Annotated in this window: 19 protein-coding genes; 13 read left to right on the top strand and 6 right to left on the bottom strand. The window is 73.1% G+C overall.

What is annotated here, in order from left to right; genetic code table 11:
- Positions 1-198: 198 nt before the first annotated feature.
- The gene (locus tag ACIQGV_RS23430) at positions 199-1,461 is read right to left on the bottom strand and encodes a cation:proton antiporter (RefSeq protein WP_402497060.1); all 1,263 of its coding nucleotides are present in this window, start codon (positions 1,459-1,461) and stop codon (positions 199-201) included.
- A gap of 7 nt (positions 1,462-1,468) precedes the next feature.
- The gene (locus ACIQGV_RS23425) at positions 1,469-1,939 is read right to left on the bottom strand and encodes a cation:proton antiporter regulatory subunit (protein ID WP_402497059.1); all 471 of its coding nucleotides are present in this window, start codon (positions 1,937-1,939) and stop codon (positions 1,469-1,471) included.
- Between the two features lie 484 nt (positions 1,940-2,423).
- On the opposite strand from ACIQGV_RS23425, the gene ACIQGV_RS23420 reads away from it, so the two are divergent.
- Together ACIQGV_RS23420 and ACIQGV_RS23415 are read left to right on the top strand one after the other, a co-directional pair.
- Positions 2,424-2,954, top strand: a complete 531-nt coding sequence (locus ACIQGV_RS23420) for a GNAT family N-acetyltransferase (protein ID WP_402497057.1) — start codon at positions 2,424-2,426, stop codon at positions 2,952-2,954.
- Between the two features lie 134 nt (positions 2,955-3,088).
- Complete coding sequence (locus ACIQGV_RS23415; protein ID WP_402497056.1) at positions 3,089-3,607, top strand: hypothetical protein; 519 nt, start codon at positions 3,089-3,091, stop codon at positions 3,605-3,607.
- A gap of 51 nt (positions 3,608-3,658) precedes the next feature.
- Here the strand turns inward: ACIQGV_RS23415 and ACIQGV_RS23410 are convergent, their stop codons facing one another.
- The gene (locus ACIQGV_RS23410) at positions 3,659-5,338 is read right to left on the bottom strand and encodes a phosphodiester glycosidase family protein (protein WP_402497055.1); all 1,680 of its coding nucleotides are present in this window, start codon (positions 5,336-5,338) and stop codon (positions 3,659-3,661) included.
- A 400-nt stretch (positions 5,339-5,738) separates the two neighbouring features.
- Between ACIQGV_RS23410 and ACIQGV_RS23405 the strand changes: the two genes are divergently transcribed.
- Positions 5,739-7,526 carry an alpha-glucosidase gene (locus ACIQGV_RS23405; protein ID WP_402497053.1) on the top strand — a complete coding sequence of 596 codons (1,788 nt, stop codon included), beginning with the start codon at positions 5,739-5,741 and terminating at the stop codon, positions 7,524-7,526.
- Positions 7,527-7,546: 20 nt separating this feature from the next.
- On the opposite strand, the gene ACIQGV_RS23400 is transcribed toward ACIQGV_RS23405, so the two are convergent.
- Positions 7,547-8,782 carry an MFS transporter gene (locus ACIQGV_RS23400; protein WP_402497052.1) on the bottom strand — a complete coding sequence of 412 codons (1,236 nt, stop codon included), beginning with the start codon at positions 8,780-8,782 and terminating at the stop codon, positions 7,547-7,549.
- Complete coding sequence (locus tag ACIQGV_RS23395; protein ID WP_402497050.1) at positions 8,779-9,381, bottom strand: helix-turn-helix domain-containing protein; 603 nt, start codon at positions 9,379-9,381, stop codon at positions 8,779-8,781. The genes ACIQGV_RS23400 and ACIQGV_RS23395 overlap by 4 nt, the downstream gene beginning before the upstream one ends.
- Between ACIQGV_RS23395 and ACIQGV_RS23390 the strand changes: the two genes are divergently transcribed.
- The 5 genes from ACIQGV_RS23390 (at position 9,380) to ACIQGV_RS23370 (ending at position 15,119) form a co-directional block, all read left to right on the top strand.
- A complete protein-coding gene (locus tag ACIQGV_RS23390; RefSeq protein ID WP_402497048.1) occupies positions 9,380-9,898 on the top strand; it encodes a GNAT family N-acetyltransferase in 519 nt (172 codons plus the stop codon). The genes ACIQGV_RS23395 and ACIQGV_RS23390 overlap by 2 nt on opposite strands.
- Positions 9,899-10,413: 515 nt before the next feature.
- Positions 10,414-11,733: a UDP-glucose dehydrogenase family protein gene (locus tag ACIQGV_RS23385; RefSeq protein ID WP_402497046.1), complete on the top strand. Its 1,320-nt coding sequence runs from the start codon at positions 10,414-10,416 to the stop codon at positions 11,731-11,733.
- Between the two features lie 145 nt (positions 11,734-11,878).
- Positions 11,879-13,144: a phosphotransferase gene (locus ACIQGV_RS23380; protein WP_402497044.1), complete on the top strand. Its 1,266-nt coding sequence runs from the start codon at positions 11,879-11,881 to the stop codon at positions 13,142-13,144.
- Positions 13,145-13,237: 93 nt separating this feature from the next.
- Positions 13,238-14,278 carry a methionyl-tRNA formyltransferase gene (locus tag ACIQGV_RS23375; protein ID WP_402497042.1) on the top strand — a complete coding sequence of 347 codons (1,041 nt, stop codon included), beginning with the start codon at positions 13,238-13,240 and terminating at the stop codon, positions 14,276-14,278.
- A 94-nt stretch (positions 14,279-14,372) separates the two neighbouring features.
- Positions 14,373-15,119: a TetR/AcrR family transcriptional regulator gene (locus ACIQGV_RS23370; RefSeq protein ID WP_402497040.1), complete on the top strand. Its 747-nt coding sequence runs from the start codon at positions 14,373-14,375 to the stop codon at positions 15,117-15,119.
- A gap of 231 nt (positions 15,120-15,350) precedes the next feature.
- On the opposite strand, the gene ACIQGV_RS23365 is transcribed toward ACIQGV_RS23370, so the two are convergent.
- Positions 15,351-17,561, bottom strand: a complete 2,211-nt coding sequence (locus ACIQGV_RS23365) for an RICIN domain-containing protein (RefSeq protein ID WP_402497038.1) — start codon at positions 17,559-17,561, stop codon at positions 15,351-15,353.
- Positions 17,562-18,005: 444 nt separating this feature from the next.
- On the opposite strand from ACIQGV_RS23365, the gene ACIQGV_RS23360 reads away from it, so the two are divergent.
- From ACIQGV_RS23360 to ACIQGV_RS23340, 5 genes are read left to right on the top strand one after another with little or no spacing between them, the layout of a single operon-like run.
- Complete coding sequence (locus tag ACIQGV_RS23360; protein WP_402497036.1) at positions 18,006-19,730, top strand: GMC oxidoreductase; 1,725 nt, start codon at positions 18,006-18,008, stop codon at positions 19,728-19,730.
- A gap of 2 nt (positions 19,731-19,732) precedes the next feature.
- Positions 19,733-20,458: a hypothetical protein gene (locus ACIQGV_RS23355; RefSeq protein WP_402497034.1), complete on the top strand. Its 726-nt coding sequence runs from the start codon at positions 19,733-19,735 to the stop codon at positions 20,456-20,458.
- Positions 20,459-20,462: 4 nt separating this feature from the next.
- Positions 20,463-22,421 carry a GMC family oxidoreductase gene (locus tag ACIQGV_RS23350; RefSeq protein ID WP_402497032.1) on the top strand — a complete coding sequence of 653 codons (1,959 nt, stop codon included), beginning with the start codon at positions 20,463-20,465 and terminating at the stop codon, positions 22,419-22,421.
- Positions 22,418-23,587 carry a ferritin-like protein gene (locus tag ACIQGV_RS23345; RefSeq protein WP_402497030.1) on the top strand — a complete coding sequence of 390 codons (1,170 nt, stop codon included), beginning with the start codon at positions 22,418-22,420 and terminating at the stop codon, positions 23,585-23,587. The genes ACIQGV_RS23350 and ACIQGV_RS23345 overlap by 4 nt, the downstream gene beginning before the upstream one ends.
- The gene (locus ACIQGV_RS23340; protein WP_402497028.1) at positions 23,584-24,492 is read left to right on the top strand and encodes a hypothetical protein; all 909 of its coding nucleotides are present in this window, start codon (positions 23,584-23,586) and stop codon (positions 24,490-24,492) included. Before ACIQGV_RS23345 ends, ACIQGV_RS23340 begins: the two co-directional genes overlap by 4 nt.
- Position 24,493: the final 1 nt, after the last annotated feature.

Here is a 24,493-nt window from a genome sequence, read left to right as displayed (position 1 = left end):
AAATGGCGACCGAATGGTCATGAACTCTGCGCGAGAAAATTCCGATCTGCAAGCGCAGGGCCAGTGACGTCCGACACGTCATAGGGCAATTCGGACATACATGCCATATCAAGCATTTATGAAGTAATTCAGCATTCGACTCTTTTTGAATTGCCGGTCCGTCGGCCCCTCGCCCGAGGAGGGGCCGACGGACGCGGGTCACGGCCGGCCGGCCGTGTCCTGGTCCTCCAGCGGCCGCACCGCTTCGGGGATCTCCGGCCCGGCGTCCTTCGCCGGCCCGGACCGGGAGACCGCCGCGCCGCGCAGACGGCTCGTCAGGCGCGTCGCCACCGGCTCCGTCCAGCGGGCCGTGAGCGGGCCGAGGATCACCAGGATCAGGACGTACGCCGTCGCCAGCGGGCCGAGCGAGGGCTCGATGCCGGCCGTCACCGCGAGACCGGCGATGACGATGGAGAACTCGCCGCGCGCCACGAGGGTGCCACCGGCACGCCAGCGGCCCTTCGCGGAGATGCCCGCCCGGCGCGCGGCCCAGTACCCGGTGGCGATCTTGGTCGCCGCGGTGAACACGGCCAGCGCGAGCGCGGGCGCCAGCACCGGCGGAATCGTGGAGGGATCGGTGTGCAGGCCGAAGAAGACGAAGAACACGGCGGCGAACAGATCCCTCAGCGGGGCCAGCAGGTTGTGGGCGCCTTCGGCGACCTCGCCCGACAGCGCGATGCCGACCAGGAACGCGCCGACGGCGGCCGAGACCTGGAGCTGCTGGGCGAGACCGGCGACGAGGAGAGTCAGCCCCAGTACGACCAGCAGCAGCTTCTCCGGGTCGTCGCTGGAGACGAAGCGGGAGACATGACGGCCGTAGCGCACCGCGAGCAGCAGGACCAGCGCCGCGACGCCGAGCGCGATGGCGAGGGTGACGCTCCCCGCCGCCAGCCCGGCCCCGGCGAGCAGGGCCGTCACGATGGGCAGATAGACCGCCATGGAGAGGTCCTCCAGCACCAGGATGCTGAGGATCACCGGGGTCTCCCGGTTGCCCAGACGGCCGAGGTCGCCGAGCACCTTGGCGATGACTCCGGAGGAGGAGACCCAGGTGACTCCGGCCAGCACCACCGCGGCGACCGGTCCCCAGCCCAGCAGCAGGGCCATCAGGGCACCCGGCAGCGCGTTGAGCGTGGCGTCCACCAGTCCGGCCGGGTACTGGGTCTTGAGGTTGGAGACCAGGTCGCTCGCCGTGTACTCCAGGCCCAGCATGAGCAGCAGCAGGATGACGCCTATCTCGGCGCCGATCGCCACGAACTCCTCGCTGGAGCCGAGCGGCAGCAGGCCGCCCTCGCCGAACGCGAGCCCGGCGAGCAGGTAGAGGGGGATCGGGGAGAACTGGAAACGTGCGGCGAACCGGCCCAGCAGCCCCAGGCCGAGGATGATCGCGCCGAACTCGATCAGGAAGACGGCGGAGGAGTGCATCGGGAAATCACTCCCGGCCGAGTATCGTCGCGGCGGCGTCCACGCCCTCGCGGGTGCCGATCACGATCAGAGTGTCCCCGCCGGCCAGCCGGAAGTCCGGTCCGGGCGAGGGGATCGCCTCGGCCCGGCGCAGCACGGCGACGATCGACACGCCGGTCTCGGTGCGCATCCGGGTGTCGCCGAGCAGCCGTCCGTTCCAGTGGGAGGCCACGGAGAGTTCGACGCGCTCCGCCACCAGGCCCAGCTCGGTCGTCGAGAGCAGGTTCGGGCTGTGATGCGTCGGCATCAGGGCGTCGATCAGCGTCTCCGCCTCGCCCGAGGTGAGCCGTACCGACATCGCGCAGGCATCGGGGTCGTCCTTCGCGTACGCGCTCAGGGTCCGGGTGCCGTCCCGCTGGGCCACCACCGACAGCCGGCGATGCTCACGGGTGGTCAGGTCGTAGCGGACCCCGATGCCCGGCAACGGTGTACTGCTCATGCGTGGAGCGCCCACGTCTGTCCTCCGGTCTGGTGCGGCTTCTTGACCGTTTCTTGGTGAACCGGTCGGTGACACCTTAACCAGTTGGCTGCTACATGGAGTCGGTGTCCTCGGTGCGGCCCGGGACGAGGGCGCGTTCCCCGCCGGTGTCCGGAGGAAGCCGGCCCCCGGGGGCCGGCCCGGGCCGGCGTGCCGGACATGAACTCCTGCGGCTCCGTGCGCGTCCGCCCCACCCGGGCGGCGAACCTCCCGGCGGCTGCCGTGGAGTTCCGTGCGGGGGCCCGTACCCGCTCTCCACGGCGTACCGGCTCCGCGTGGCACCCGTCGCCGACGTCGTCATGACCCATGCCCTCTCGGTGCCGACGACGTCAGGAAATCGACCGCGGCCGAGGCCGGCGGCGGTGGCCTTCGCGGGCCGGGCCGCCGCGCGCCCGGTGCGCCCTCCGCCGAAGGGCGGGCCGGCGCCGGTCCATAGGCTCGGACCATGAACGACACCACGCACTCCCTGCGGATCAGGCCGGGCGTCCTGTCCGACGCCCCGGCCGTGCTGGCCCTGCTCGACGCCGCGATCGTCTGGATGAACGGGCGCGGCAACACGGAGCAGTGGGGGACGACGCCGTACTCGCGAAAGCCCGGCGGGACCGAGCGGGTCGAGCGGTATCTGACCGAGAACGCGCCGCACATCGCCGAGCTGGACGGAAGACCCGTCGGGGCACTGGTGCTGGACTCGGGGCCCAGCCCGCAGATGCCGATCCCGCCGGCCGGGGAACCCGAGCGGTATGTCCGGCTGCTGGTCTCCGACCGCCGCCACGCCGGCCGGGGCGTCGGTGCCGCACTGCTCGCCCACGCCGTCGTGGAGACCCGGCGGGCGGGTGTGCGGCTGCTGCGGGTCGACTGCTGGGCCGGCGGGGGAGGCGAGCTGGTCGCCTTCTACGAGCGCTGCGGCTTCACCCCCACCGAGTCCTTCCTCAGCGGCAGTTGGCCGGGACAGGTGCTGGCCCGTCGGGTCGCCTGAGGGGACGGGCCGAGCGGTTCGGCGGACACCGGGTGGCCGGTTCTCATCGCCAGGGGCCCTCTGCCGAGGGCGGTTTCCTCAGGTTCTGCTCAGAACGGTCCGGCCGCGCCGGACCCCGGCCTAGCGTGAGGGACGTGCGAAACGTGACCCGCCTCGGGCGGACCCCAGTCTTACTGCTGTCCGTGCTGGCCGCCGCTGCCTGCACGGCCCCGCAGCACACCACCGGCACCCGCCCCGCCGATCCGGCGCCGGCCCCTCCGGCCTCGGCGTCGGCGTCGGCGGACCCGGCGACCCGTGAACCGGCCGTCGTCACCCCGCCCAGCCTGTACGCGAGCCTCGGTGAATCCCTCGCCGGCCGGCAGGAGCCGACCCGGGGCAACGCCGTCTTCGCCTACACCGGCGGCGCCCGCGGCAGGGCCCTCGTCGTCGCGGTGAGCTGCCTCGGCGAGGGGAAGGTCACGGTCGACCTCCCCGCGATGGGGGTGTCCTTCCCGCACACCTGCACCTCCGGGGAACCGGCGGAGGTGCAGAACGAGTTCGCGCTGTCCACCGAGCACCGGCCGGGGACCGTGTCGGTCGAGGCGCCCTCCACGGTCGTCTGGGCCGCGACCGTGAGCCGCGTCGAACCGGCCGGGGAGGACACGACGGGATGACCGGTTCCCCGGCCGGGCTCCCGCCCCGGCCCGGGGCACGTGCCCGGAGTTCTACCCGGCCGCCGGGGGCAGCAGGACGAGGGCGTCGCCGTCGGGACGCTCGCCTGTGCGGTCGCTGGGAGTTCCCTGGAGGGCGTTCTTCACGACCATCGTCGTGGAGCCGCCGCCGTCGAGGTTGACCGCGTCCACCGCGCCGAGACTGCGCATGACCATGGCGGTCTCCGGGACGGTCAGACCGGCGCTGTGGCCGAGCCGGCGGCCGTCGACGGTGAGCAGGACGATGCGCCCGTCCTTGGTGACACCGGCCGCGGTGCGCGGAGCGCGGCGCAGGTACCAGGCGTTGTACAGGGCCGCGCGGTCCACGTCGCCGATGTCCTCGGGGCTCCAGCCGTCCCGCACCGGGTCGAGGGCCAGCAGGCCGTCGCGCAGCAGCAGAGGGGCGCCGTTGACGACCGAGGTCCTCGAGGTGAGGGACAACTGCTCCCCGGTGTCCGCGTCGACGACCGCGCGGTGCACCGACAGCACCGCTCCGACCCGGGCGTGGTCGCGCAGCCACTGGGCGCCGGTCCCGGTGCCCTGCAGCACGGTGCCCCGCGCGGGCACCGGGCCGCCCCGGCTGTCCTGTACGGCGGTCACCCGGCCGTCGGCGTCGAGGGTGGCCTGCCGGCCGGTGCCCTCGGGGGCGGTGGTGCCGAACTTCTGGTCGAAGGCGATGAGTTCGTTGGCGTTGCCGCAGGTGTACTCCTGTGCCGGGCGGGAGAACGGCGTGGCGGTCCCGACGCCGCCGCAGTTCACGATGAGCCCCGCCTGCCGGTTCAGACCGGTGACCTGGCGGGTGGTGCCGTCCATGGCGCGCACCGACAGTCTGGTGCGGAGCCGGCGCACCGCCGTGCCCCGGCCGGAGTCGGACGGTACGACGAGTGCGGGCCGGTCGCCCACCGCCTCGGAGACGAGCCGGCCGCCGACCACCGAGATGCCGGCGAGGTCGCCGTCGGTCCCGGCCAGCCAGGGGCCGGGAGTCGTCCTGCCGCTGGGTATGACGAAGAAGCCGCCGTTGACCGCGGCGAGCGCGCCGGTGCGACGGGCGGTCGAGCTGGTGGTCTCGCGGCCCGGGACGATCCCGTTGGCCAGCTCGGACCGCAGCCGGCCGCGGAACCTCGCCGGGTCGATCACGAGCACGTCCACCGACCAGGGGCCGGTCGTGGGGTGTCCGTCCTCGTCGGTGTGGTGGACGACGGCGGTCAGTCCCCGGGAGATCATCTCGGTCCGGGCCCGGCCGGCGGCGCTCTCGTCGGTGTACCGGCCGACCCGCACCAGCCACCCCAGCGGCCGGCTGCGGGGACCGCGGGGGTCCGGTCCCGCGGTGGCCTCACGCCGCGGCTGGTAACCGGCGGCGCGGACCTTGTCCTCCAGCCGTGCGACCTCGGCCTCGGTCGTGCCGACGCCGACCGTGATCGTCCAGAAGTCGCCCGCCCAGCGCCGGCCGCGCTCGATCGCGATGTGCGTCACACCCGCGGCGACCTGCCGGGAGGTCCGGGTCTCCGTCAGGGTGGCGGGGCCGAGCGGAAGTCTCGCGGAGGCGCCGGCCGCCGCCCGTTCCGCCACCGTCCGTTCCGCCGCCGTTCGTTCCACCGCCGGGCCGGCCTCCACCGAGGCGGCGACCGTGCCGGCGGTCAGGGAGGCGGCCAACGCCCCGCCGACCAGTGCGCGTCGTGCCGTGCGGTTGCTCATACGGAGTGCCCTTTCAGCTACGTCAGCTACCAGGAGTCGATGCGACCGTGCCCGCCGTGTGTGTCGCGGAGTCGGCCGTCCACTCGATGCGCGGTTACGCAGGGGTGGCCGTATGGGATGCCGCGACAGCGGACGGGGGCGCGGGTGGGGGGAGGCACCTTCTGTGCCGGAGTGGCTGGGGGGACGCGTACGTGAGGCCGGGGGAGCCGAGTCGTGGTTCCGGATGCGTCCCGGGAAGGGGATGCCCGCCTGACGGCCAGTCAAATCATTGGAAACCGGACAGCGTGCCGCGTTCACGCCTTCTTGCTTCTTCGGAGGGCCGATGAAATGAACGAGGCCGGCCGCGGGCACCCCGCCCCGGCCCCGTCCCGACCGACCCCCGCAGCAGAAGAGGTCCGACATGCCCGACGGCCTGCCCGGCGACGTGCGCGAAGAACTGCCCGAAGAACCGCCCGAGAACGTGACCGGCCCTGCCGACTCCTGGTGGAGCGACGCGGTGGTCTACCAGATCTACCCCCGCAGCTTCGCCGACTCGAACGCGGACGGCATCGGTGACCTCCGGGGCGTCATCGAGCGCCTCGACCACCTCTCCCGGCTCGGTGTCGACGTGCTGTGGCTCTCACCGGTCTACCCCTCGCCGCACGACGACAACGGCTACGACATCAGCGACTACCAGGACATCGACCCGCTGTTCGGGACACTCGCCGACTTCGACCGGCTGCTGGCCGCCGTGCACGAGCGCGGCATGAAACTGGTGATGGACCTGGTCGTCAACCACACCAGCGACGAGCACCCCTGGTTCACCGCCTCCCGCGACGGCGGACCCGGCGGGCCGCAGCGCGACTGGTACATCTGGCGACCCCCGCGCGAGGGCAGGGAACCCGGCACGCCGGGCGCCGAGCCGAACAACTGGGGCTCCTTCTTCTCCGGCCCGGCCTGGACCTACGACGAGGCCGGCGGCGAGTACTACCTGCACCTGTTCTCCCGCAAGCAGCCCGACCTGAACTGGGACAACCCCGAGGTGCGGCAGGCGGTGTACGCGATGATGCGGTGGTGGCTGGACCGGGGCGTCGACGGGTTCCGGATGGACGTCATCAACCTGATCTCCAAGACGCCCGGCCTGCCCGACGGTCCCGTGCACGAGGGCGGCCGGTACGGCGACGGCAGCGCCCACTACGTCTGCGGCCCCCGCATCCACGACCACCTGGCCGAGATGCACCGCGAGGTCTTCGCCGGGCGCCCGCGCCGGCTGCTGACGGTCGGGGAGATGCCCGGCGTGACGGTGGAGGAGACCCGGTTGTTCACCGACCCGGCCCGCCGCGAGGTCGACATGGTCTTCCAGTTCGAGCACGTCGGCCTCGACCAGGGCCCGGGCGGGAAGTTCGACGTCCGCCCGCTGCGGCTCACCGACCTCAAGGCCAGCCTCGGCCGCTGGCAGACCGGCCTCGGCGAAAGGGGCTGGAACAGCCTCTACTTCAGCAATCACGACCAGCCCCGGGTGGTCTCCCGGTTCGGCGACGACAGCCCCGCCCACCGCGACCGGTCCGCCAAGCTGCTGGCCACCGTGCTGCACCTGCACCGCGGCACCCCCTACGTCTACCAGGGCGAGGAACTGGGCATGGCCAACGCCCCGTTCGCCTCCATCGGGGACTTCCGCGACATCGAGTCCCTCAACCACCACCGCGACCAGCTCGCCCTCGGCATCGACGAGGAACAGATCCTGGCCGGGCTGCGGGCCCGGGGCCGCGACAACGCCCGCACCCCCATGCAGTGGGACGCCACCGAGCATGCCGGCTTCACCGCAGGCACCCCGTGGATCGCCGTCAACCCCGACCACGAGCACGTCAACGCCGAGGCGCAGCTCACCGACCCCGACTCGGTGTTCCACCACTACCGGCGGCTGATCGAGCTGCGCCACACCGAACCCGCCGTCACCCACGGCGACTTCCACATGCTGCACCCCGACCACGAGCAGCTCTACGCCTTCACCCGCCATGACCGGGAGCGGGGCGTCGAACTGCTCGTGCTCGCCAACTTCGGCGGGACCGGCCTCGCCGTCGGCCTGCCCGACGGGTGGGAGGCCGCCGAGACGCTCCTCGCCAACGTCCCCGCCCCCGCGCCCCTCACGAACCCGTACACCCTGCGTCCGTGGGAGGCCCGCGTCCACCGGCGCCGCGTCACCGGCTGACCTCCCGGCGGCGCCGGCCGTCAGCCGGGGCCGCTGCCGTGACGGTCCGGCCGACGGCTTTCGGTGTCATGGACGGCACCCGGGCGAGGCCGGTGGGGGCGGCCGGATCCGGCGCGGGCCGTGACCGCGGCGAGCAGCACCGCGGCGAGGGCGACGGCCGCGGTGCCCCGCCAGCCGAGCAGGCCGAGGAGCGGTGCCGCGAGGGCGGTCCCGAGGGTCCCGATCGTGAAGTAGAGGACGAGATAGACGCTGCTCAGGCTGCCGGCGCGCGCCGGATCGAGGGCGATGACACGGCTCTGGTTGGCGGCCTGGGCGGCGAAGCAGCCGGCGTCGAAGAGGGCGAGACCGCAGGCGGTCAGGAGCGGCGTGCCGAGGCCGGTGGTGAGGACGGCGGTCCCGGTCGCGGCCGCCAGCAGCGAGGCCGTGATCACCGTCCGCGGCCCGTACCGGTCGGTGAGGCGCCCGGTGAGCGGCAGGACGGTGAAACCGAGCAGCCCGGCCAGGCTGTAGAGGCCGATGGACGCCGGGCCGAGGGAGTGCGGCGGCCGGGCCAGAGCGAGCGCGAGGGCCACCCAGACGAGGTTGAAGGCCACGTACCACAGTCCGCCCGCGGCCACGGCACGCCGCAGTTCGGGATGACGGCGCAGGAGCGGCGGGAGCGAGACGAGGGTGGCCCGGTAGCCGCGCTCGGACCGGGGGCGCTGCCGTGGCAGGAGAACGGCGGCGGCCACCGCGCAGGCCAGGGCGAGCGCCGCGAAGACGAGGAGCATCGGCCGCCATCCGAGAAGGCCGGCGAGGGCGCCTCCCGCCAGGCGGCTGAGCAGGATGCCGGCCGACATGCCGGCGGCCACGGTGGCGATCCCCCGCCCCCGGCGTCCGTCCGGGGCGTGCCGCCCCACGATGCTGCCGGCCTGCGCGGCCACGCTCGCCGCCGCGCCGATCAGCAGGTACGCGGCGAGGAGGACCACCGGCGCGGACGCCGACGCGGCGAGGCAGAGCGCGGCGGCCAGCGCGGTGAGCTGGGCGGCGACCAGACGGTGGGGCGCGAGATGATCGGTGAGCGGCAGCAGCAGGGCGAAGCCCGCCATGCAGCCGGTCAGCGCGGCGGTCGGGACGAGGCCGATCACCGCCGTGGGGACGCCCAGGTCGGCCGCGACCGCCGTGAGCGCGGGCTGGAGGGCGTAGTTGTTCGCGATGGCGGAGGCCGCGACGAAGGCGAGCAGCAGCGTGCCGCCCCGGGCCAGGGAGCGGGTCACGGCCGCGCGTCGCGGGCGAGGACGACCACGTAACGGCACTCGCTGTCGGTGCCGTTGGTGAAGACGCGCGGGGCGGGCTCGCCGAGCTCGATGGTGTCGCCCGCGTCGAGTTCGTGCACCGTGTCGCCGTCCTGGAAGGTCAGCCGGCCGTCGAGGACCCACACGACCTGGCGTACGAAGGCGAAGGCCGCGGCCGGGTACGGCACGGTGGCGCCGGCGGGCAGCCGGATCTCGGCGATCTCGGCGGGGAAGCGGGGGCCGCTGATCTGGCGGCGCAGATAGCCGGTGTCCGGGTCGCGCCACCGGGCGGCCTCGCCGTGGCGGCGCACTCCGGGTGCCGGGTCCGCGCCGGCGGCCGCTTCGGTGTGCCGGCCTTCCGCGAGGGCCAGCAGGGAGGCGACGCTGAGCTGGAAGGCGGCCGACAGCTTGCCCAGGACGACGGCCGTGGGGCTGCTCTCCCCGCGCTCGATCCGGCTGATCATGGCCTGGGAGACCCCCGAGGCGTCGGCGAGCTGTGCCAGGGTCCACCCGCGGCGTTCCCGTTCGGTACGGACGCGCGCCGCGATCTGCCCCACCAGGGGATCTACTATGTTGGACATGGATCCAATATACGAGAGAGCGCCGGTCGTGGAAGTGCGTCCGGCGCACGCCGGTGACACGGAAGCCGTCCGTGCGATCCGCAATCACGCGATCGAGCACTCCACGGCCCTGTGGACCGACACGCCGCAGACCCCCGCCGAGGGGGAGGCGTGGCTGGCGGTGCACCTGGAGCGCGGCTCGGCGCTCGTCGCGCAGACGGCGGGCGAGATCGTCGGCTTCGCGGTCTACGGCCCGTGGCGGCCGCTGGACGGATACCGGCACACCGTGGAGAACTCGGTCTATGTCCGCGAGGGCCGGCACGGACTCGGGGTCGGCTCCGCGCTGCTGGCCGCCCTCGTCGACTCGGCCCGCGCGGCCGGCCACCATTCGGTCGTCGCCGGCATCGAGGCGGAGAACGCGGCGTCGATCCGGCTCCATGAACGGTTCGGGTTCCAGCACGTCGGCACGGTTCCCGAGGCCGGCGTCAAGTTCGGGCGCTGGCTCGACCTGACCCTGATGCGGCTGCCGCTCGCCTGAGGGTGTTCTCCCTGTGTCCTGAGCCCTGTTGACCAGAACCGCCGACGGGGTGATGATGTACGTGTACATCGTAAACATACGGCTTAAGCCGGCGGTGATCACCATGCGGAACGGGACCCCTGTCCCCGGCGCGGCACACCTGGCGGCGGCATCCACGGACGTGCCGTCCGTGCCGCCGTTTCCGCCCCGCGTCAAGGCCCTGTACATCGCCACAGAGGCGGGTGCCGGGCGGCGCGCCCCGCTCACCGCACGGGGAGGGACCCGCAGCGGCGCCATGTGCGGATCGCCGGTGTCCCCGCAGGGGCCTTCGGGCCCGCGCGCGAGCGCCCGGCCGTCACGACGGCCGTGAACGGGCGCGCCCGACCCGGCCGGGCACGGGGCGGCCGGACCCCTGGCCGCCCCCGCGGACCCCGGCGGTCCGGCCGGCAGGTCGTGCGCACGGCCGTGGACGTGTGCCACCGCGATCCGCTCGGACCGCCCCTCACCGGTTCCTGAACTCGCTCACGGAGATCACCATGCGCCTCACCGTCATCGGTACCGGATACGTGGGGGCCGTCCATGCCTCCTGCATGGCCGAACTCGGCCACGACGTCCTCGGCGTGGACGTCGACGCGGAGCGGATCGCCGAACTCGCCGCCGGGCGCCCGCCCTTCTACGAGCCGGGCCTGGGGGCCCTGCTCAAGCGGGGAGTGGAGTCGGGACGGCTGCGTTTCGGCACCTCGCCCGCCGAGGCCGCCCGGTTCGCCGGCACGCACTTCCTCTGCGTCGGCACGCCGCCGCTGGCCGGCTCGGGGGCGGCCGATCTGCGGTACGTCGAGGCGGCCGCGGACGCCCTGGCGCCTCATCTGTCCGACGACGCCCTGATCGTGGGCAAGTCGACGGTGCCCGTCGGTACGGCGGCGCAGCTGGCCGCGCGGCTGCCGGGCACCGAGATCGCCTGGAACCCCGAGTTCCTGCGCGAGGGATGCGCGGTCCAGGACACCATGAGGCCCGAACGCATCGTCGTGGGCACCGGCTCACCGTGGGCCGAGGCGCGGCTGAGGGAGATGTACGCGCCCCTGCTCGACGCCGGAGCGCCGTTCATCGCCACCGATCCGGCCACGGCCGAGATGGTCAAGCTCGCCTCGAACTCCTTCCTCGCCACGAAGGTGTCCTTCATCAACGCCATGGCCGAGATCTGTGACGCCACCGGCGCCGACGTGCTCACGCTGACCGAGGCGATGGGCGCCGACACGCGCATAGGGCACCGCTTCCTGGCGCCGGGCCTCGGATTCGGCGGCAGCTGCCTGCCCAAGGACATCCGCGCGCTGGCGGCCCGTGCCGAGGCGCTGGGCCTGGGCGGCTCGGTGGCGTTTCTGCGCGAGGTCGACGCGATCAACACACGTCAGCGCCGGCGCATCGTCGAGCTGGCCCGGCGGCTCGTCGGCGGCAGCTTCGCCGAGCGCAACGTCGCGGTCCTCGGTGCGGCCTTCAAGCCGAACAGCGACGACGTCCGGGACTCGCCGGCGCTCGCCGTCGCCGAGCACGTGCGGCAGCTGGGCGCCGAGGTCCGGATCCATGACCCCGAGGCCGTCGACAAGGCCCGTGCCGTCTGTCCCTCGCTGCAGTTCACCCTCGACGTGGCCAAGACGTGCGAGCAGGCCGACGTGGTGCTGCACCTCACCGAGTGGCCCCAGTACCGGGAGCTGGACCCGGCCGCACTGGCCGCCGTGGTCCGCACCCCGGCACTGGTCGACGCCCGCCACACCCTCGACCCCGGGGCCTGGAGGGCGGCCGGCTGGACCGTGCATGCCCCTGGCCGGCCGCGGCTCGGTGCGCCGGCGGGAGGCGCCTGAGAGCAGGGGGACGGCCGGCGGAAGCGGCCCCGCGCCCGGCCGGCCTGTGCGGCGATCACTCCGCTTGACGTGCGGAGCGCAGCGCTCGAAAGTGTATATATACGTCGTAAACGTACGGCGCACGGATCACCCCGAGGAGTCCGTGATGGCGACGGCGCAGGCAACCGCAGGCGAGCGGATGCTGCACGAACTGCTGCCGTCCGGCAGGCGGTACGTGGCCCTGCCGACCAGGCGGCACCCCCTGGTGGTGGCCGAGGACCGGCCGGAGGTGCTGCACTACGTCCGCAGGTCCTTGCTGGCGGTCCCGCCTTCGCTGCCTGCCTGGTGGTACCCGGCCGCCAGCGCGGCGCTCGCCGTGCCCTCCCTCCCTCGCAGACTGCCCCCGCTCGCCGTCACCCCTCCCGACGACCACGCCGGCGCCGTCCGCCGGACGTCCGGCGACATCCGGCGGCTGACCGCCGCCGGACCCGTGGTGCTGATCGACCGCAGCCATGAACAGGCCGGCCGGGTGCTCCTGCTGGTGTTCCCGCCCGGCGGCACCCGCCCGGTGGTGGCGGTGAGGATACCGGCCGACCACCGCGCCGCCCGGTCGGTCCTGAGCGAGAACGAACGCCTGCGGGCCGTCGCCGCTCTGCCGCTCGGCGCGGCCCGCCCGGCCGTCCCGACCGTCCTGGGGCTGCTGCGCCACAACGGCCTGGCGGCCCTGGCCACCGACGCCCTGCCGGGCGTGTCCATGGAGGTCGCCTGCCACCGGCGGGGCCATCACGCCCGGCCCGGCCCGGTGCGCGCCGACTTCGCGGCCGCCGCGGACTGGCTGGCCGACCTGCAGTCCGCGACCGCCGGCCCGCTCGGCCCCCTGGATCTGCGGCCCGGTACGGCCGAGGCGCTCCAGGACCTGCTGCCGCCGCCCGTGCTCGCACGGTTCCACCGTCTGCGCCGCGGTCTGCGCCGCCATCTCGCGCCCCTCGGCGTGGTGCACGGCGACTTCCGTCCCGGCAGCCTTCTGCTGCGTGACGGCCGGATCTCGGGCGTCGTCGACTGGGAGCACGCTCGCACGACCGGCAGCCCGCTCGCCGACCCCGCCCGGTTCGTCGTGTCCTACTGCGGGTACCTCACCGGCCGCACCCACCCCGGCCACCGGGTGCCGGGCCATCACGGACTGGTCGCCGGCCCGCCGGGCGCCGCCCTGGCCTACGCCCTGCACGGCAGCGGCTGGTTCCCGCGCCTGGTCCACGACTTCCTCGCCGGAGTGCTGCACCGGCTCGGCCTGCCCGACGCCTGCGGGCCGGACGCCGTGCTGGCGGAGCTCGCCGCGATGGCCGCCGAGACCGACGATCCGCACGTCGCCCGGACCCATGCCCTGGCCTTCAGCCACCTCGTCGGGACGGAGGAGACGCCCCGGCCGGTATGACCGCCGCCGCGAGCCCGCGGCCCGGCCGCCCTCCCGCAGCGGCCCCCCCGGGGGCCCGAGCGCCGATGTCGTCATGACCTGGAAGGAGTCGTCATGCGCAGAGCATCCGCTCGTCCCGTCCCTGCACCAGGTCCGGGCCGTGTCGTCCTCATCGGCGCCGCGCGCGAGGCACGGGTGGCACTGATGGCCCTGGTCCGTTCGCCGCTGGTCCGGCCGACGGCCGTGATCACCCCGCCCGGGGCCGAGCGCCCGTGGCTCTCCCGCGGCACAGGGCTGGTGGACGCCGCCGAAGCCGCGGGCGTCCCCGTGCTGCGCGCGGACGCGCCCGACACCCCCGCCCTCACGGCGCGGGTGCGCTCGCTGCGGCCGGACCTGGTGGTCGTCGTCGGCTGGTCCCTGCCGCTCGGCCGTGAACTGCTGTCCGTGCCCCGCCACGGCTGTGTCGGCTTCCACGCCTCTCTGCTGCCGCACCACCGCGGCCGCGCTCCCGTCAACTGGACGATCCTGCGGGGCGAGACGGTCACCGGCAGCACGATGCTGCTGCTCGAACCCGGCGCGGACACCGGCGACATCGTCGACCAGCGACGGCTGTACATAGGCCCCGAGGACACCTGTGCCACCGTGTGCGACAGGGTCGCCCGGGCGAGCGCCGACATGCTCCTCACCCACCTGCCCGCCCTGCTGGCCGGCACCGCGCCGCGCAGACCGCAGGACCCGGCCGCAGGGGACGTGCTGCCCCGGCGCACGGCCGGCATGGGCGTCATCGACTGGGACCGCCGGCCGCGTGCCGTGCACGACTGGGTGCGTGCTCTGACGCGCCCGTGCCCCGGAGCCTTCGGCATCCTGGACGGCGAGCGCGTGATGGTCTGGCGCACCCGCCCGCCCCGCCGCGACGAACCCGCGGGCCCGCCCGGCACGGTGCTCGCCATGGAGGAGGGCGGCGTACGTGTCGCCACCCGGGCCGGCAGCGTGCTGGTCACCCGGATGGGCGGCCGGGCCGAGCCGCCGCAGCCCGCAGTGGCCTGGTGCCGCAGATTCGGAGTGCTGCCCGGCACCCGGTTCGCGGCCGTTCCGCCCGAGGTGGCGCGCTGGGTCCTCGGTGAGGGTCCCCGTCCCGAAAGGCTCGCGCTCTGAGATGTACGCTGTATGCATACGCTCTGTTCCAAAGGGTGCATAAAGGGTACACGGGGTCAGCAGGAGAGACGGTCGACCTTCCCGGAGGCGAGGCATGGCGAGAGAGCGGGTCGCGACGGACGACGGGAGCGAGCCGGGAGCTCCGGCACGCCGCGCCAGCGACCGCGGCCACTACGGCAGGCTCAGCCGCGAGCGGGTGCTGGCCGCCGCCCTGGAGCTGGTCGACCGCGAGGGCCTGTCCGCGCTCAGCATGCGCCGCCTCGGCGCCGAGCTGGGCGTGGAGGCCATGGCCCTCTACCGCTACGCCGAGGGCAAGGACGCCCTGCTCGACGGCCTCGTCGAGGCGCTGTACCTGGAGCTGGAGCAGCGGCTGGAGGCCGCACCGCAGGAGGACCCGCAGGCCGGGGGACAGGAGCCCTGGCGGGCCGGACTGCACCGGATCGCGCGGACCGCCTACGACGTCTTCCTGGCCCATCCGCAGGCCGTGCCGCTGCTCACCACCCGCATGCTGGCGGTCCCGCTGGCCCGGCGCCCGCTCGCGGTCCTCAGGGAGCACGAGCGGGTCCTGGCCCTGCTGGAGGGTGCGGGCCTCGACGAGACCCGCACCGCCGCCGCCTTCGAGGCCGTCACCGCCTGGCTCCTCGGCTATCTCTCCGCCGAGCTGCGCCCGATGGTCGACAACCCCGACGAGTCCGACCCGGCGTTCCGGCTCGGCCTGCACCGGATGCCTCCGCAGGACTTGCCCACGCTGCGCCGTGTGGCGCCGGCCCTGGCCGACCGCGGCGGCCCCGACGGCCTGGCGGCCGGCCTGGACGCCCTGCTGGACCGCTTCACCCGGTGACCGGCCGGGCGCTCCCCGGCCTCAGGGGTGCGCCGCCAGGAGGACGGGGCCGTCGGACACCGGGACGTCGCCGAGCCACTTGAGCCCGTCGATCAGGAACCGCGGCACCGCCGACGTCGGTGGTGAACGCCGAGACGTGGAAGCCCAGCCGACCGGGGCCGGCGCCGCCCGGGGCCGTGGACAGCCCCAGGAGCAGCGCCAGTCCCGTCAGCAGCCGTGCGGCGGGACGCCTCACGGGTAGTTCACCAGATTGGCCACGTTGGTGGACGAGTCGGAGGGGCCGCCGCGGTCGTTGACGACATGGCGGATGGTCCCCGTGCCGCCGAGGGAGACCGTCACCATGTTCCGGAAGCGGACGTTCGGGTTGTTCGGCGCCTCGAAGGCGTGCTCGGCGGTGACGGACGGGTTCACGTTGAAGTAGCAGTAGCTGCCGAGCCCGTACGCCTGGTGGCTGGTGACCGAGTTCGCCACCTTGTAGGCGGCGTAGCCCTGGGTGGAGCCGTTCATCCAGGCGGCCTGGTTCGGCGGGTCGTAGGGCATCTCGTTCTGGTAGAAGTACGTCCGCCCGCCGTTGCCGTTCCAGATCGTCTGGTGCTTCTGGTAGTGCTCGACGAACAGGCCGTACATGGTGACGTCGTCGCCGTTGACCACGAGCCCGGTGTCGGCGGTGTTGGAGTTCCAGCCGATGCCGCTGCCGTGGTCGCCGCGCCAGATCCACATGTGGTCGCCGATGACGTCGTCGCTGTTGACGACGAGGCTGGTGGTGGCCCGGCCCACGGCCGCGCCGCCGACGCGGAAGTACACGTCGTGCAGGGAGGTCGGGTTGGCGGCGTGGTCGGCGGCGGCGCCCGCCGGACCGATCTCCACGAGCGTCTGCGAGTTGACGGTCCCGGCGTCGAACAGGACACCCGCGATCTTCACGCCGTCCACGTCGGCCACGGTCATGGCGGTGACGCCGTTGTCCGGGACGAAGGTGGCCAGGCCGAGCCCGAGGACGACGGTGTCGGGCCGGGTCACCCGCAGTGTCCGGTCGAGGTGGTAGACCCCGGGCGTCACCAGCAGGTTCTTGCCCGCGGCCAGCGCCGCGTCGATCTGCGCGGCGGTCGCGCCGGGCTTGACGACGTAGAACTGGTCCAGGCCCAGCGAGGTGCCCGCGGCGCTGCCGTTCGCCCAGCTCGTGGCGGCGGAGTTCGCCCGCAGGGCGGGCACGAACACCCGGTAGGCGCCCGCGGAGTCGACGTACAGGAACGGCTTCTCCCGCACGGTCGGGGTCTGTGCCACCGTCGTGTAGGGCGGGCTGGGGAAGGTGTTGCCGGGGACGCCCTGGCTGCCCACGAAGACCATGTTCCAGTTGGAGCCGGTCCAGCTGCCGAGCTGGGAGTTGCGGGTCAGCCACTGCTGCTGGGTGCCGGAGCGCACCTGGCCGTCGATCTTGCTGTCGGCGATGAAGCCGCCGCTGGACCAGCCGCCGTCGCTGAGCTCCAGGTTGCCGCGCACATGCATGCGCCGGTACGCGGACGCCTGCGACACGGCCCAGCGGTCGGTGCCGCCGGTGGGGTTGACCGAGAGGTTCTCCGCTCCGCGCCAGAAGTTCTGGGTGGCGTTCTGCGGCGGGAACCAGTCCGCCTCCACGTGCACGGCGCCGTTGACGGTGACCGCGTCGGGTGACTGGCCGAGGCCCAGCACCTGGGTGTAGAAGCCGACGTTGACGTCGTTGCTGTAGGTGCCGGGCTTGAACAGCACCGCGTAGCGCTGCGAGCCGAACTGGTTGGTCTCCTGCTGCCGGAAGATCTGGTTCAGCCTGCTCTGGATCGTGGCCGACGGCATCGACGGGTCGAAGACCACCACGTTCGGACCGAGGTCGGCGTCGCCCGGCGCGGGCGTCACCGGGGCCACCTGGAAGCGCTGGGCGGCGGTGCCGTTGCAGGTGTACTGCACCAGCTGGACGCTGTCGGCCGTCGAGGCGGACGGCACGTCCAGGCACTTGCCGCTGTGCCGGTTGACGAAGCGATAGGCGCCGCCGCCCTCGTCGACGGGGAGCCATTGCTGGTTCTCGCCGCCGCCGTACGACCACAGGTGCACGGCCGCGTTGTCGGCGCTGGAGACGTCACTGACATCGACCACCTGCCCTGAGTCGTTGCGGTTGCCGATCCGGACGTGGCCGTCGGAGGTGGGGGTGAAGCTCCACTGCTGCGCGGTGGTGCCGTTGCAGGCGTACTGCTGCACGGCCGTGCCGTTGACGGTGGCGGCCGCGCGGGCGTCCAGGCACTTGCCGCTGCCGCTGTTCGCCACGGTGGACCAGCTCGTGGGCAGGGCGGCGGCGGCCGCGGAGACGCCCGCGGCCTGTGCGGGCTGGAGGGCGGTGAGGAGCGGGGCGGCCAGAGCGGCGGCCGCGAAGGTCGCGACCAGCGGGCCGCGGCGGGGTCTCGATGTGGGGGGCATGTCTTCTCCCGTCTTATTTCAGTGCGTGATTTAAGAGGTGACAGAAAGACCGCGTCAAGGGGTTGGTACGAACCAGCTCGCATGCCGGCGCACCCAAGTCCCCTGATCCGCCGCCGAGTCGGGCCCGTTCCGCGCCGGCCGGGCGGCTGTCCCGCGCCGGCCGGACGCCCTGCGCCGAGGAGGCCGCCGCCCGTCGCCTCCGCGCCCCTCTCTCCCGAAGGGAGGAATTCCGGCCGCGGGTTCGGCCGTTCACTCGCACCAGTGAAAAACTGCACTGAAATGAACGAAGGTGTCGGCCGTCCGCCGAAGCGTTTCCCCTTCGGTCGTACCGTTTGCCGAAACCTTTCGCGGGGTCGTGGTCCTTCCTTTGTCGGGCATTGCGCGGGTGAATGCGGATTCCGGAGAATCGCAGGCCGTAACGGAACTTCCGCAGGAGGTACACCCATGCCCGGTTCCGAACCGCCGCCGGTGGTCGCGGAGGGGACGACGCTGCTGGACGTGACGGCGGCCCCGCCGCAGGTGGTCCCGCCCGTCCCGGCCGACCGCGATCCGGTCGCCACCTACTACTGCAAGACGTTGCGGCAGGTCGGCGACGTCGAGTACGACATCGTGATCGTCGGCGGCGGCGCGGTCGGTGCCGCCGTGCTCGACCGTCTCGTCCAGCGGGGAGGGAGCGCCCGGCCCCGCGTCCTCGTGCTGGAGAAAGGCAGTTTTCTCCTTCCGGAACATGTGCAGAATCTGCACCCCCGCTATCAGCGGCTGATGAAGGACGCGGTCGCCCGGCCCTGGCGGCGCGCGGCGGGAACGACCTTCGACCTGGCACCGCAGATCCCCTATCTCGGCGGCCGAGCCCAGTTCTGGAGCACCTGGATCCCCCGCCCGAGCGACCAGCAGATGCCCGGATGGCCGCAGGCGGTGAAGGAATCCCTGGCCCGCTACTGGAATTCCGCCGAGGAATTCCTGGGCGCCGTCCTCCCGGGCCGGATGGGTGAGCAGTTCACCACCTTCCAGCCGCGGCTGCGCGAGCAGCTCCAGGCGAAACTCGGCGGCCTCGGACACTTCCCGGACGGCATCCAGGCCCCGCAGCTGGAGGTGCCCCTGGCCTCCCGGGCGACCACCTCCACCCTCGGCTACCGCAAGTTCAGCCCCGTCCCGGTGCTGATCGAACTGGCCGAGACCCATCCCGGAGAGGTGGACGTCGTCACCGGCTGCGAGGTGCTGGAGATCCGCCACGGCGAACCCGCGGCCGGCCCCCACGGCCCAGAGTGCCGCGCCACCGAACTGTCCACCACCCAAGGGGTGCTGAAGCTCGGCCCGCACACCGATCTGGTCCTGGCCAACGGCATCGTCGAACCCACCGGTCTGCTGCTGGACTCCTTCACCGACATGCTCCCGCCCTTCACCGGCACCAACCTCGGCGGCCACGTGGCCTCCTGGTTCTCCGCCCGCGTGCCGCGCGCGGCCTGGCCGGGCCTGGACGACGAGGGACTCCAGGTCGCCTGCATGTATCTGCGCGGCCGCGTCGAGGCGTCCCGGCCCGAGGACACCCGCGACTTCCACATCCACCTCATGGGCGCCTCCAACCCGTCGCCCGACACCGCCGTCCCGGACCTGTACCGGCTGATCCCCGACTCCTTCGACCAGGAGTTCCTCCAGCAGCTCAGCGACCGCGACCACATCGGTTTCCTCGTCCACTGCCTCGGCGAATGGCGCAGCCGGCCGGACGACGCCGACGGCAGCCGTGTGTACTCCGAGAAGGGCGAGACGGTCCTCGACCTCAGGCCCGGCAGCACGGACCTCGCCCTGCGCACGACCATGGACCAGCAGGCCCGGCTCCTGGTGGAGCGGATCCTCGCGGGCGGCCTCGACACCTCGCTGATCCAGTACTGGAACCCCGGCGAGAACGGCCGCCCCGGCGCCTGGCAGGCGGACATCCCCGCGGGCCGGCTCAAGGACGCCCTGGTCCACGAGTCCGGAACCCTGTGGATGGGCACGAGCCGCGACACCTCCGTCACCACCACCGACGGCCGCCTCCACCAGGTCGCCAACCTCTATGTCGGCGGCGCGGCCACCTTCCCCACCTCGGGCTCCTGGAACCCCACCCTGACCGCCGTCGCCCTGGCCCAGCGCCTGGCCGACCACCTCCTCTCACGCCGTACGAAGGGGTGAACGTGCTCACCGACGACCCCACCGACGACCCCGCCGGCGAGGCCGGCCGCGCCGCCGCCACGACCGACGACGAACCCGAACTGCGCCGTTTCGTCGAGCAGTCGACGACCATGACCGGCTTCACCGCCTACGACCTGTACGGCACCGGCATGGCCCGGCTGTACCTCGACACCGCACGCCGCCAGGTGGGCGCACCCCGCCTCACCCGGTTCCTCGACATCTGGCAGCGGGCCCACGACAGCGGCCCTCCCGCGCAACTGCCGCCGCTGGACCGGGAGATCGCCCGCGCGGTGACCTACCTCTGGTACACCGGAGCCTGGCCCCGGCTCGCCCCTGCCGCCCACGCGGCGCTGCGCCGCGAGGTGCCCAACACCGAGTTCGTCGCCTCCGCGAGCAGCTATCCCGAGGGGCTCGTCTGGCGTGCCTTCGCCGGACACCCCTCCGGGGCCAAACCCCCGGGCTTCGGCACCTGGGCGCTCAGGCCGCCGGAGCTGCCCACCGAGGAGGAGATCCGCGGGGAACTGCGCGCCGCGGCCGAGGACCCGTCGACGGAAGCCGCGTACGCACCCGCCGCGGACACCGCCGTCGCCCCGGCCCACGACGTCCCGGCCGACGGCGTCCCCGCCCATCTGCTGCCAGGCCCGCGCCCGTCCAGGGCCGTGCCCCCGTCCGCCGTACCGTCCGCCGCCCCTCCGCCGGACGCACAGCCCCAGAAAGCGGGTGAGTGAACCGATGACCGTGACCACGACGGGTTCCGCCGTCGACGGACGCCGCTACGACGCCATCGTCGTCGGCAGCGGCTGGTCCGGCAGCCTCGTCGCCCGCCACCTCGGCCGACAGGGCTGGCGGGTGCTCGTGCTGGAGGCCGGCAACGGCGGCACCGACACCTGGGAGGGCTACCAGGACTCCCTCGCCACCTTCTCCGGCGCGGTGATCAAGGTGCCCAACGCCGCCTACCGGCGCAACGCCGCGGCCCCCTTCCCCGACGTCCTCGACCTGAGCCCCACCGCCGCCCCGCCCGGCTACACGGCGTACGGTCACTTCGTCCAGACCGGCCCCCTGCCCTACGGCACCGACTACGTCCGCGCGCTCGGCGGGGCCGGCATGCACTGGCTGGGCGCCACACCTCGGATGCACCCCGAGGACTACGCGACCCGCGACCACTACCGCTACGGCCGCAACTGGCCCGTCACCGCGGCCGACCTCGAACCCCACGTCCGCTCCGCGGAGCGGCTCATCGGCACCGCGGGCGACGCGCACGCGCAGCGGCACCTCGGCGTCGTGCCGGACGGCGACTACGAGTACCCGATGCAGGAGATCCCCTGGACCCACCAGGACTGGCTGTTCCAGGAGAAGCTCGACGGCCGTGCCGTGCACGACGACGTGGCCGGCGCGGACTACGCGCTCAAGGTGTACGGACTGCCGCAGGGCCGCAACAGCACCCCCAACCCGCTGTACGACCACGGCCGCGGCTACCGCCCGCGCGGCGCGGTCGGACTGCCCAACTACGGCGAGCGGTGCGTGGGGAACTCCAGCTGCACCCCCATCTGCCCCGTACAGGCCAAGTCCTCACCGCTCAGGATCCAGCAGGACTTCACCGACTCCGTCCACCTCGCCACCCGCTGTGTCGTCAGCCGCGTCCTGCCCGGCCGCGGCGCCTCCGTGCGCGGGGTGGAGTTCCGTGAGTACGGCGACCCGGCCACCCCGGTGAGCACGCCGTACACCGCCGAGGCCGACATCGTGGTCCTCGCGGCGCACGCCATCGAGAACGCGGTCCTGCTGCTGGCGTCGGACATGGCCAACAGCAGCGGATACGTCGGCCGCCATCTGATGGACCACCCCACCATGCTGGCCTGGGCCAGGATGCCGCAGGGCGAGCCGGTCGGACCCTTCCGCGGCCCCGGCCACACCAGCGGTCTGGAGTGCTTCCGCTTCGGTGCCGGACGTGCCCGGCGCGCCCCGTTCCGCATCGAGATCAGCAACTGGGGCTGGGGCTGGGCCACCGGCGCGCCCTTCAGCAACGTCGGCGCGATGCTGGGCCTCGGCGGGGACACCGACGGCGAGATCAAGGGCGAGGGCCTCTTCGGCCCGGCACTGCGCCACCGCCTCGGCGACGAGATCAACCGCCAGGTGCAGCTCCAGATCGCCGTCGAACAGCACGCGAGCCCCGCCAACCGGGTCACCATCGACCCGCGCCGCCACCGCGACGGTGTCGGCAACCCCAAGCCGATCCTCCACTACGACCTCGACCAGCGGGTCCGCGACGGTGTGTTCGCCGCCCGCAAGGTGTCCCGGCAGATCTTCGCCGCGCTCGGTGCCGAGGACTTCACCGACCACGGCCCGCACGACGGGATCGCCCCGCTCGGCCACTTCCGGCACCGCGTCGGCGGCGAGGAGCTCGACCTCACCTACCACGGCGCAGGACACGGCGCGGGCACCCACATCATGGGCGACCGGCCCGCGGCGTCCGTCGTCGACTCCTACCAGCGCACCCACGACCACCCCAATCTCTTCGCCGTGGGCTGCGGCAGCATGCCGTCCATCGGCACCAGCAACCCGACCCTCACCATGGCCGCGCTCGCCCTGCGCAGCGCCGAGGAGATCCACCGCGACCTCGCCCGGCTCCACCAGCCGGTCACCTCCGCCACCCGGCCGCCCGCCCAGAACCCGGCGATGGAGGGCACCCGATGATCACCGCCTACGCCCTCACCCGTGAGGCCGCCCGGCCGCCCCGGACCGTCGAGGAACTGCGCGGCTACCTCCAGGCCGCCCTGGAGGTCGAACACCTCACGATCCCCGTCTACATGACCGGGATGTACACCATCAGGCCCGGCACCAACCGCCCCGCCCAGGACACCATCCGCAGCGTCGTCCTGGAGGAGATGCTGCACCTCACCCTCGCCGCCAACCTGCTCAACGCCGTCGGCGGCACCCCCGACGTCGCCCACCCCGGCTTCGTCGCCGGCTACCCGGCCCGGCTGCCGTTCAGCGACCCCAGCCTGCCGCCCATCCCGCTGCGGCACTTCTCGCCCCGGGCGCTGGACACCTTCATGCTCATCGAGCGCCCGCGCTCGTTCGTCCCGCCCGACCCGGGGGCGACCGGCTGGACCTCCATCGGACAGTTCTACGACTTCATCCGCCAGGGCCTGATCGACCTGGAACACGCCCGGCGCGAGGACCACCGGCAGGGCCGGGCCGACACCTCCACCCTCTTCACCGGACCCCCCGAACGCCAGGTCGGCCCGGAGGACTTCTACAACTCCGGCGGCGAGGTGTTCGCCGTCACCGACCTCAAGAGCGCCCTGCTCGCGGTCGAGGTGATCAGCGACCAGGGCGAGGGCGTCGCCGACACCATCTGGGACAGCGACGACCTCCACTTCGGCGAGGAGCGCCAGGTCGCCCACTACTTCCGCTTCAAGGAGATCCGCGCCGGCCGCCGGTACGGCCGGCACGATCTGCCCCGCACCGAACCCAGCGGCCCCCTCGTCGACGTCACCTGGGACGACGCCTACCCCATTCTCGGCGACACCAAGGTGTCCCAGTACCCGCCGCGGTCCCAGGTGCGCCGCCAGGCGGAGGTCTTCAACGAGCGGTACGCCTACCTGCTGACCCTGCTCGACATGGCCTTCACCGGTGTCCCGGCCGCCATGCACCACGCCGTCCCGGTGATGCTGGAACTGCGCGACCTCGCCCAGCGGCTGTACCGCAACCCGCACCCCGACCCCGACCGGGCACGTGAGGGCTACCACGCGAGCCCCACCTTCGAACTCGTCGGGGACCACTTCGAGGCGGCCCGGACCCGGGCCGCCGAGACCCTCCAGGCACCCCCCGCCGCCACCCAGGAGAGCACCCCATGAGCGACCCGTCCGCCGGCAACGGCCTTCCCCCGATCCCGGCAGGCTTCGGCCTCCCCTTCTTCTACGGCACCTTCACCAACATCGGCTTCGACTTCCTGCTGCGGGACCCCGCCGAGAAGAAGGCCGTGACGGACCTGCTGCGCCAGGACGCGGCCGGGCGGCATCTGACCCCGGCCCTCTTCGACGACAGTGTCTGTCTGTCCTTCAACTACCAGCTGTACTTCGGCCAGTTCGGCTCGGGCTTCGGCGTCACCCAGGAGACCGAGCTCAATGTGATCGCCCGGCCCGCCGCCGACGCCGGCCACGGGCCGAGGCTCACCTACGCGCAGTACGCGCACGGCGAGGACCAGACACGCCGTCTCGGCAACTGCCGTGTCCATGTGGCCTGCGACAACGACCTCGCCATCGACGCGGGCGTCAAGCTCTTCAACGAGCCCAAGCACAAGGCCGGCTTCCAGCACACCCTGCCCGTCCCCAACGCCACCACCCTGGACCCGAAGGCCGCCGACCGCTGGAAGGTGGTCTGCGGAAAGGACGGCACGGCCTCCTCCGACGGCACCTTCACCCATGAGAACACCTACTTCTCCTTCGACGCCGACCTCGGCGGACTGACCGGACAGCCCGTCAGCGCCGCCCCGTTCACCGAGTACGGCAGCCGGACGGAGAGCGACAGCACGCACACCCGGCCGCTGGGCGCGCCCCTCAACGTCTTCTCTCCGTACACCTGGTACGACCTCGGCGACGGCGAGGACCCGATGGACCTCACCGTGGGCGGGGCCGAACCCCAGGGCCGCAGCAAGGCGTTCCTGGACCTCGTCGCGGACCGGCGTCCGGCCGGTGCCTGGACGTACCAGTCCCCGCCGGTCGCGGCCCAGAACCGGCCGTACTGGGTGCGGACGGCCTGAG

It is taken from the genome of Streptomyces sp. NPDC093094, from assembly GCF_044754345.1.
In the GTDB taxonomy this organism is placed as follows: Bacteria; Actinomycetota; Actinomycetes; order Streptomycetales; family Streptomycetaceae; genus Streptomyces.
This window is presented reverse-complemented; position numbering and strand designations above follow the sequence as displayed.

Excerpts from the sequence above, each read along its gene's own strand:
- ACIQGV_RS23405 (WP_402497053.1), top strand. The coding sequence starts at position 5,739 with ATGCCCGACGGCCTGCCCGGCGACGTGCGCGAAGAACTGCCCGAAGAA.
- ACIQGV_RS23430 (WP_402497060.1), bottom strand. The coding sequence starts at position 1,461 with ATGCACTCCTCCGCCGTCTTCCTGATCGAGTTCGGCGCGATCATCCTC.
- ACIQGV_RS23410 (WP_402497055.1), bottom strand. The coding sequence starts at position 5,338 with ATGAGCAACCGCACGGCACGACGCGCACTGGTCGGCGGGGCGTTGGCC.
- ACIQGV_RS23425 (WP_402497059.1), bottom strand. The coding sequence starts at position 1,939 with ATGAGCAGTACACCGTTGCCGGGCATCGGGGTCCGCTACGACCTGACC.
- ACIQGV_RS23395 (WP_402497050.1), bottom strand. The coding sequence starts at position 9,381 with ATGTCCAACATAGTAGATCCCCTGGTGGGGCAGATCGCGGCGCGCGTC.
- ACIQGV_RS23385 (WP_402497046.1), top strand. The coding sequence starts at position 10,414 with ATGCGCCTCACCGTCATCGGTACCGGATACGTGGGGGCCGTCCATGCC.
- ACIQGV_RS23420 (WP_402497057.1), top strand. The coding sequence starts at position 2,424 with ATGAACGACACCACGCACTCCCTGCGGATCAGGCCGGGCGTCCTGTCC.
- ACIQGV_RS23390 (WP_402497048.1), top strand. The coding sequence starts at position 9,380 with ATGGATCCAATATACGAGAGAGCGCCGGTCGTGGAAGTGCGTCCGGCG.
- ACIQGV_RS23340 (WP_402497028.1), top strand. The coding sequence starts at position 23,584 with ATGAGCGACCCGTCCGCCGGCAACGGCCTTCCCCCGATCCCGGCAGGC.
- ACIQGV_RS23350 (WP_402497032.1), top strand. The coding sequence starts at position 20,463 with ATGACCGTGACCACGACGGGTTCCGCCGTCGACGGACGCCGCTACGAC.
- ACIQGV_RS23345 (WP_402497030.1), top strand. The coding sequence starts at position 22,418 with ATGATCACCGCCTACGCCCTCACCCGTGAGGCCGCCCGGCCGCCCCGG.
- ACIQGV_RS23370 (WP_402497040.1), top strand. The coding sequence starts at position 14,373 with ATGGCGAGAGAGCGGGTCGCGACGGACGACGGGAGCGAGCCGGGAGCT.
- ACIQGV_RS23365 (WP_402497038.1), bottom strand. The coding sequence starts at position 17,561 with ATGCCCCCCACATCGAGACCCCGCCGCGGCCCGCTGGTCGCGACCTTC.
- ACIQGV_RS23380 (WP_402497044.1), top strand. The coding sequence starts at position 11,879 with ATGGCGACGGCGCAGGCAACCGCAGGCGAGCGGATGCTGCACGAACTG.
- ACIQGV_RS23360 (WP_402497036.1), top strand. The coding sequence starts at position 18,006 with ATGCCCGGTTCCGAACCGCCGCCGGTGGTCGCGGAGGGGACGACGCTG.
- ACIQGV_RS23375 (WP_402497042.1), top strand. The coding sequence starts at position 13,238 with ATGCGCAGAGCATCCGCTCGTCCCGTCCCTGCACCAGGTCCGGGCCGT.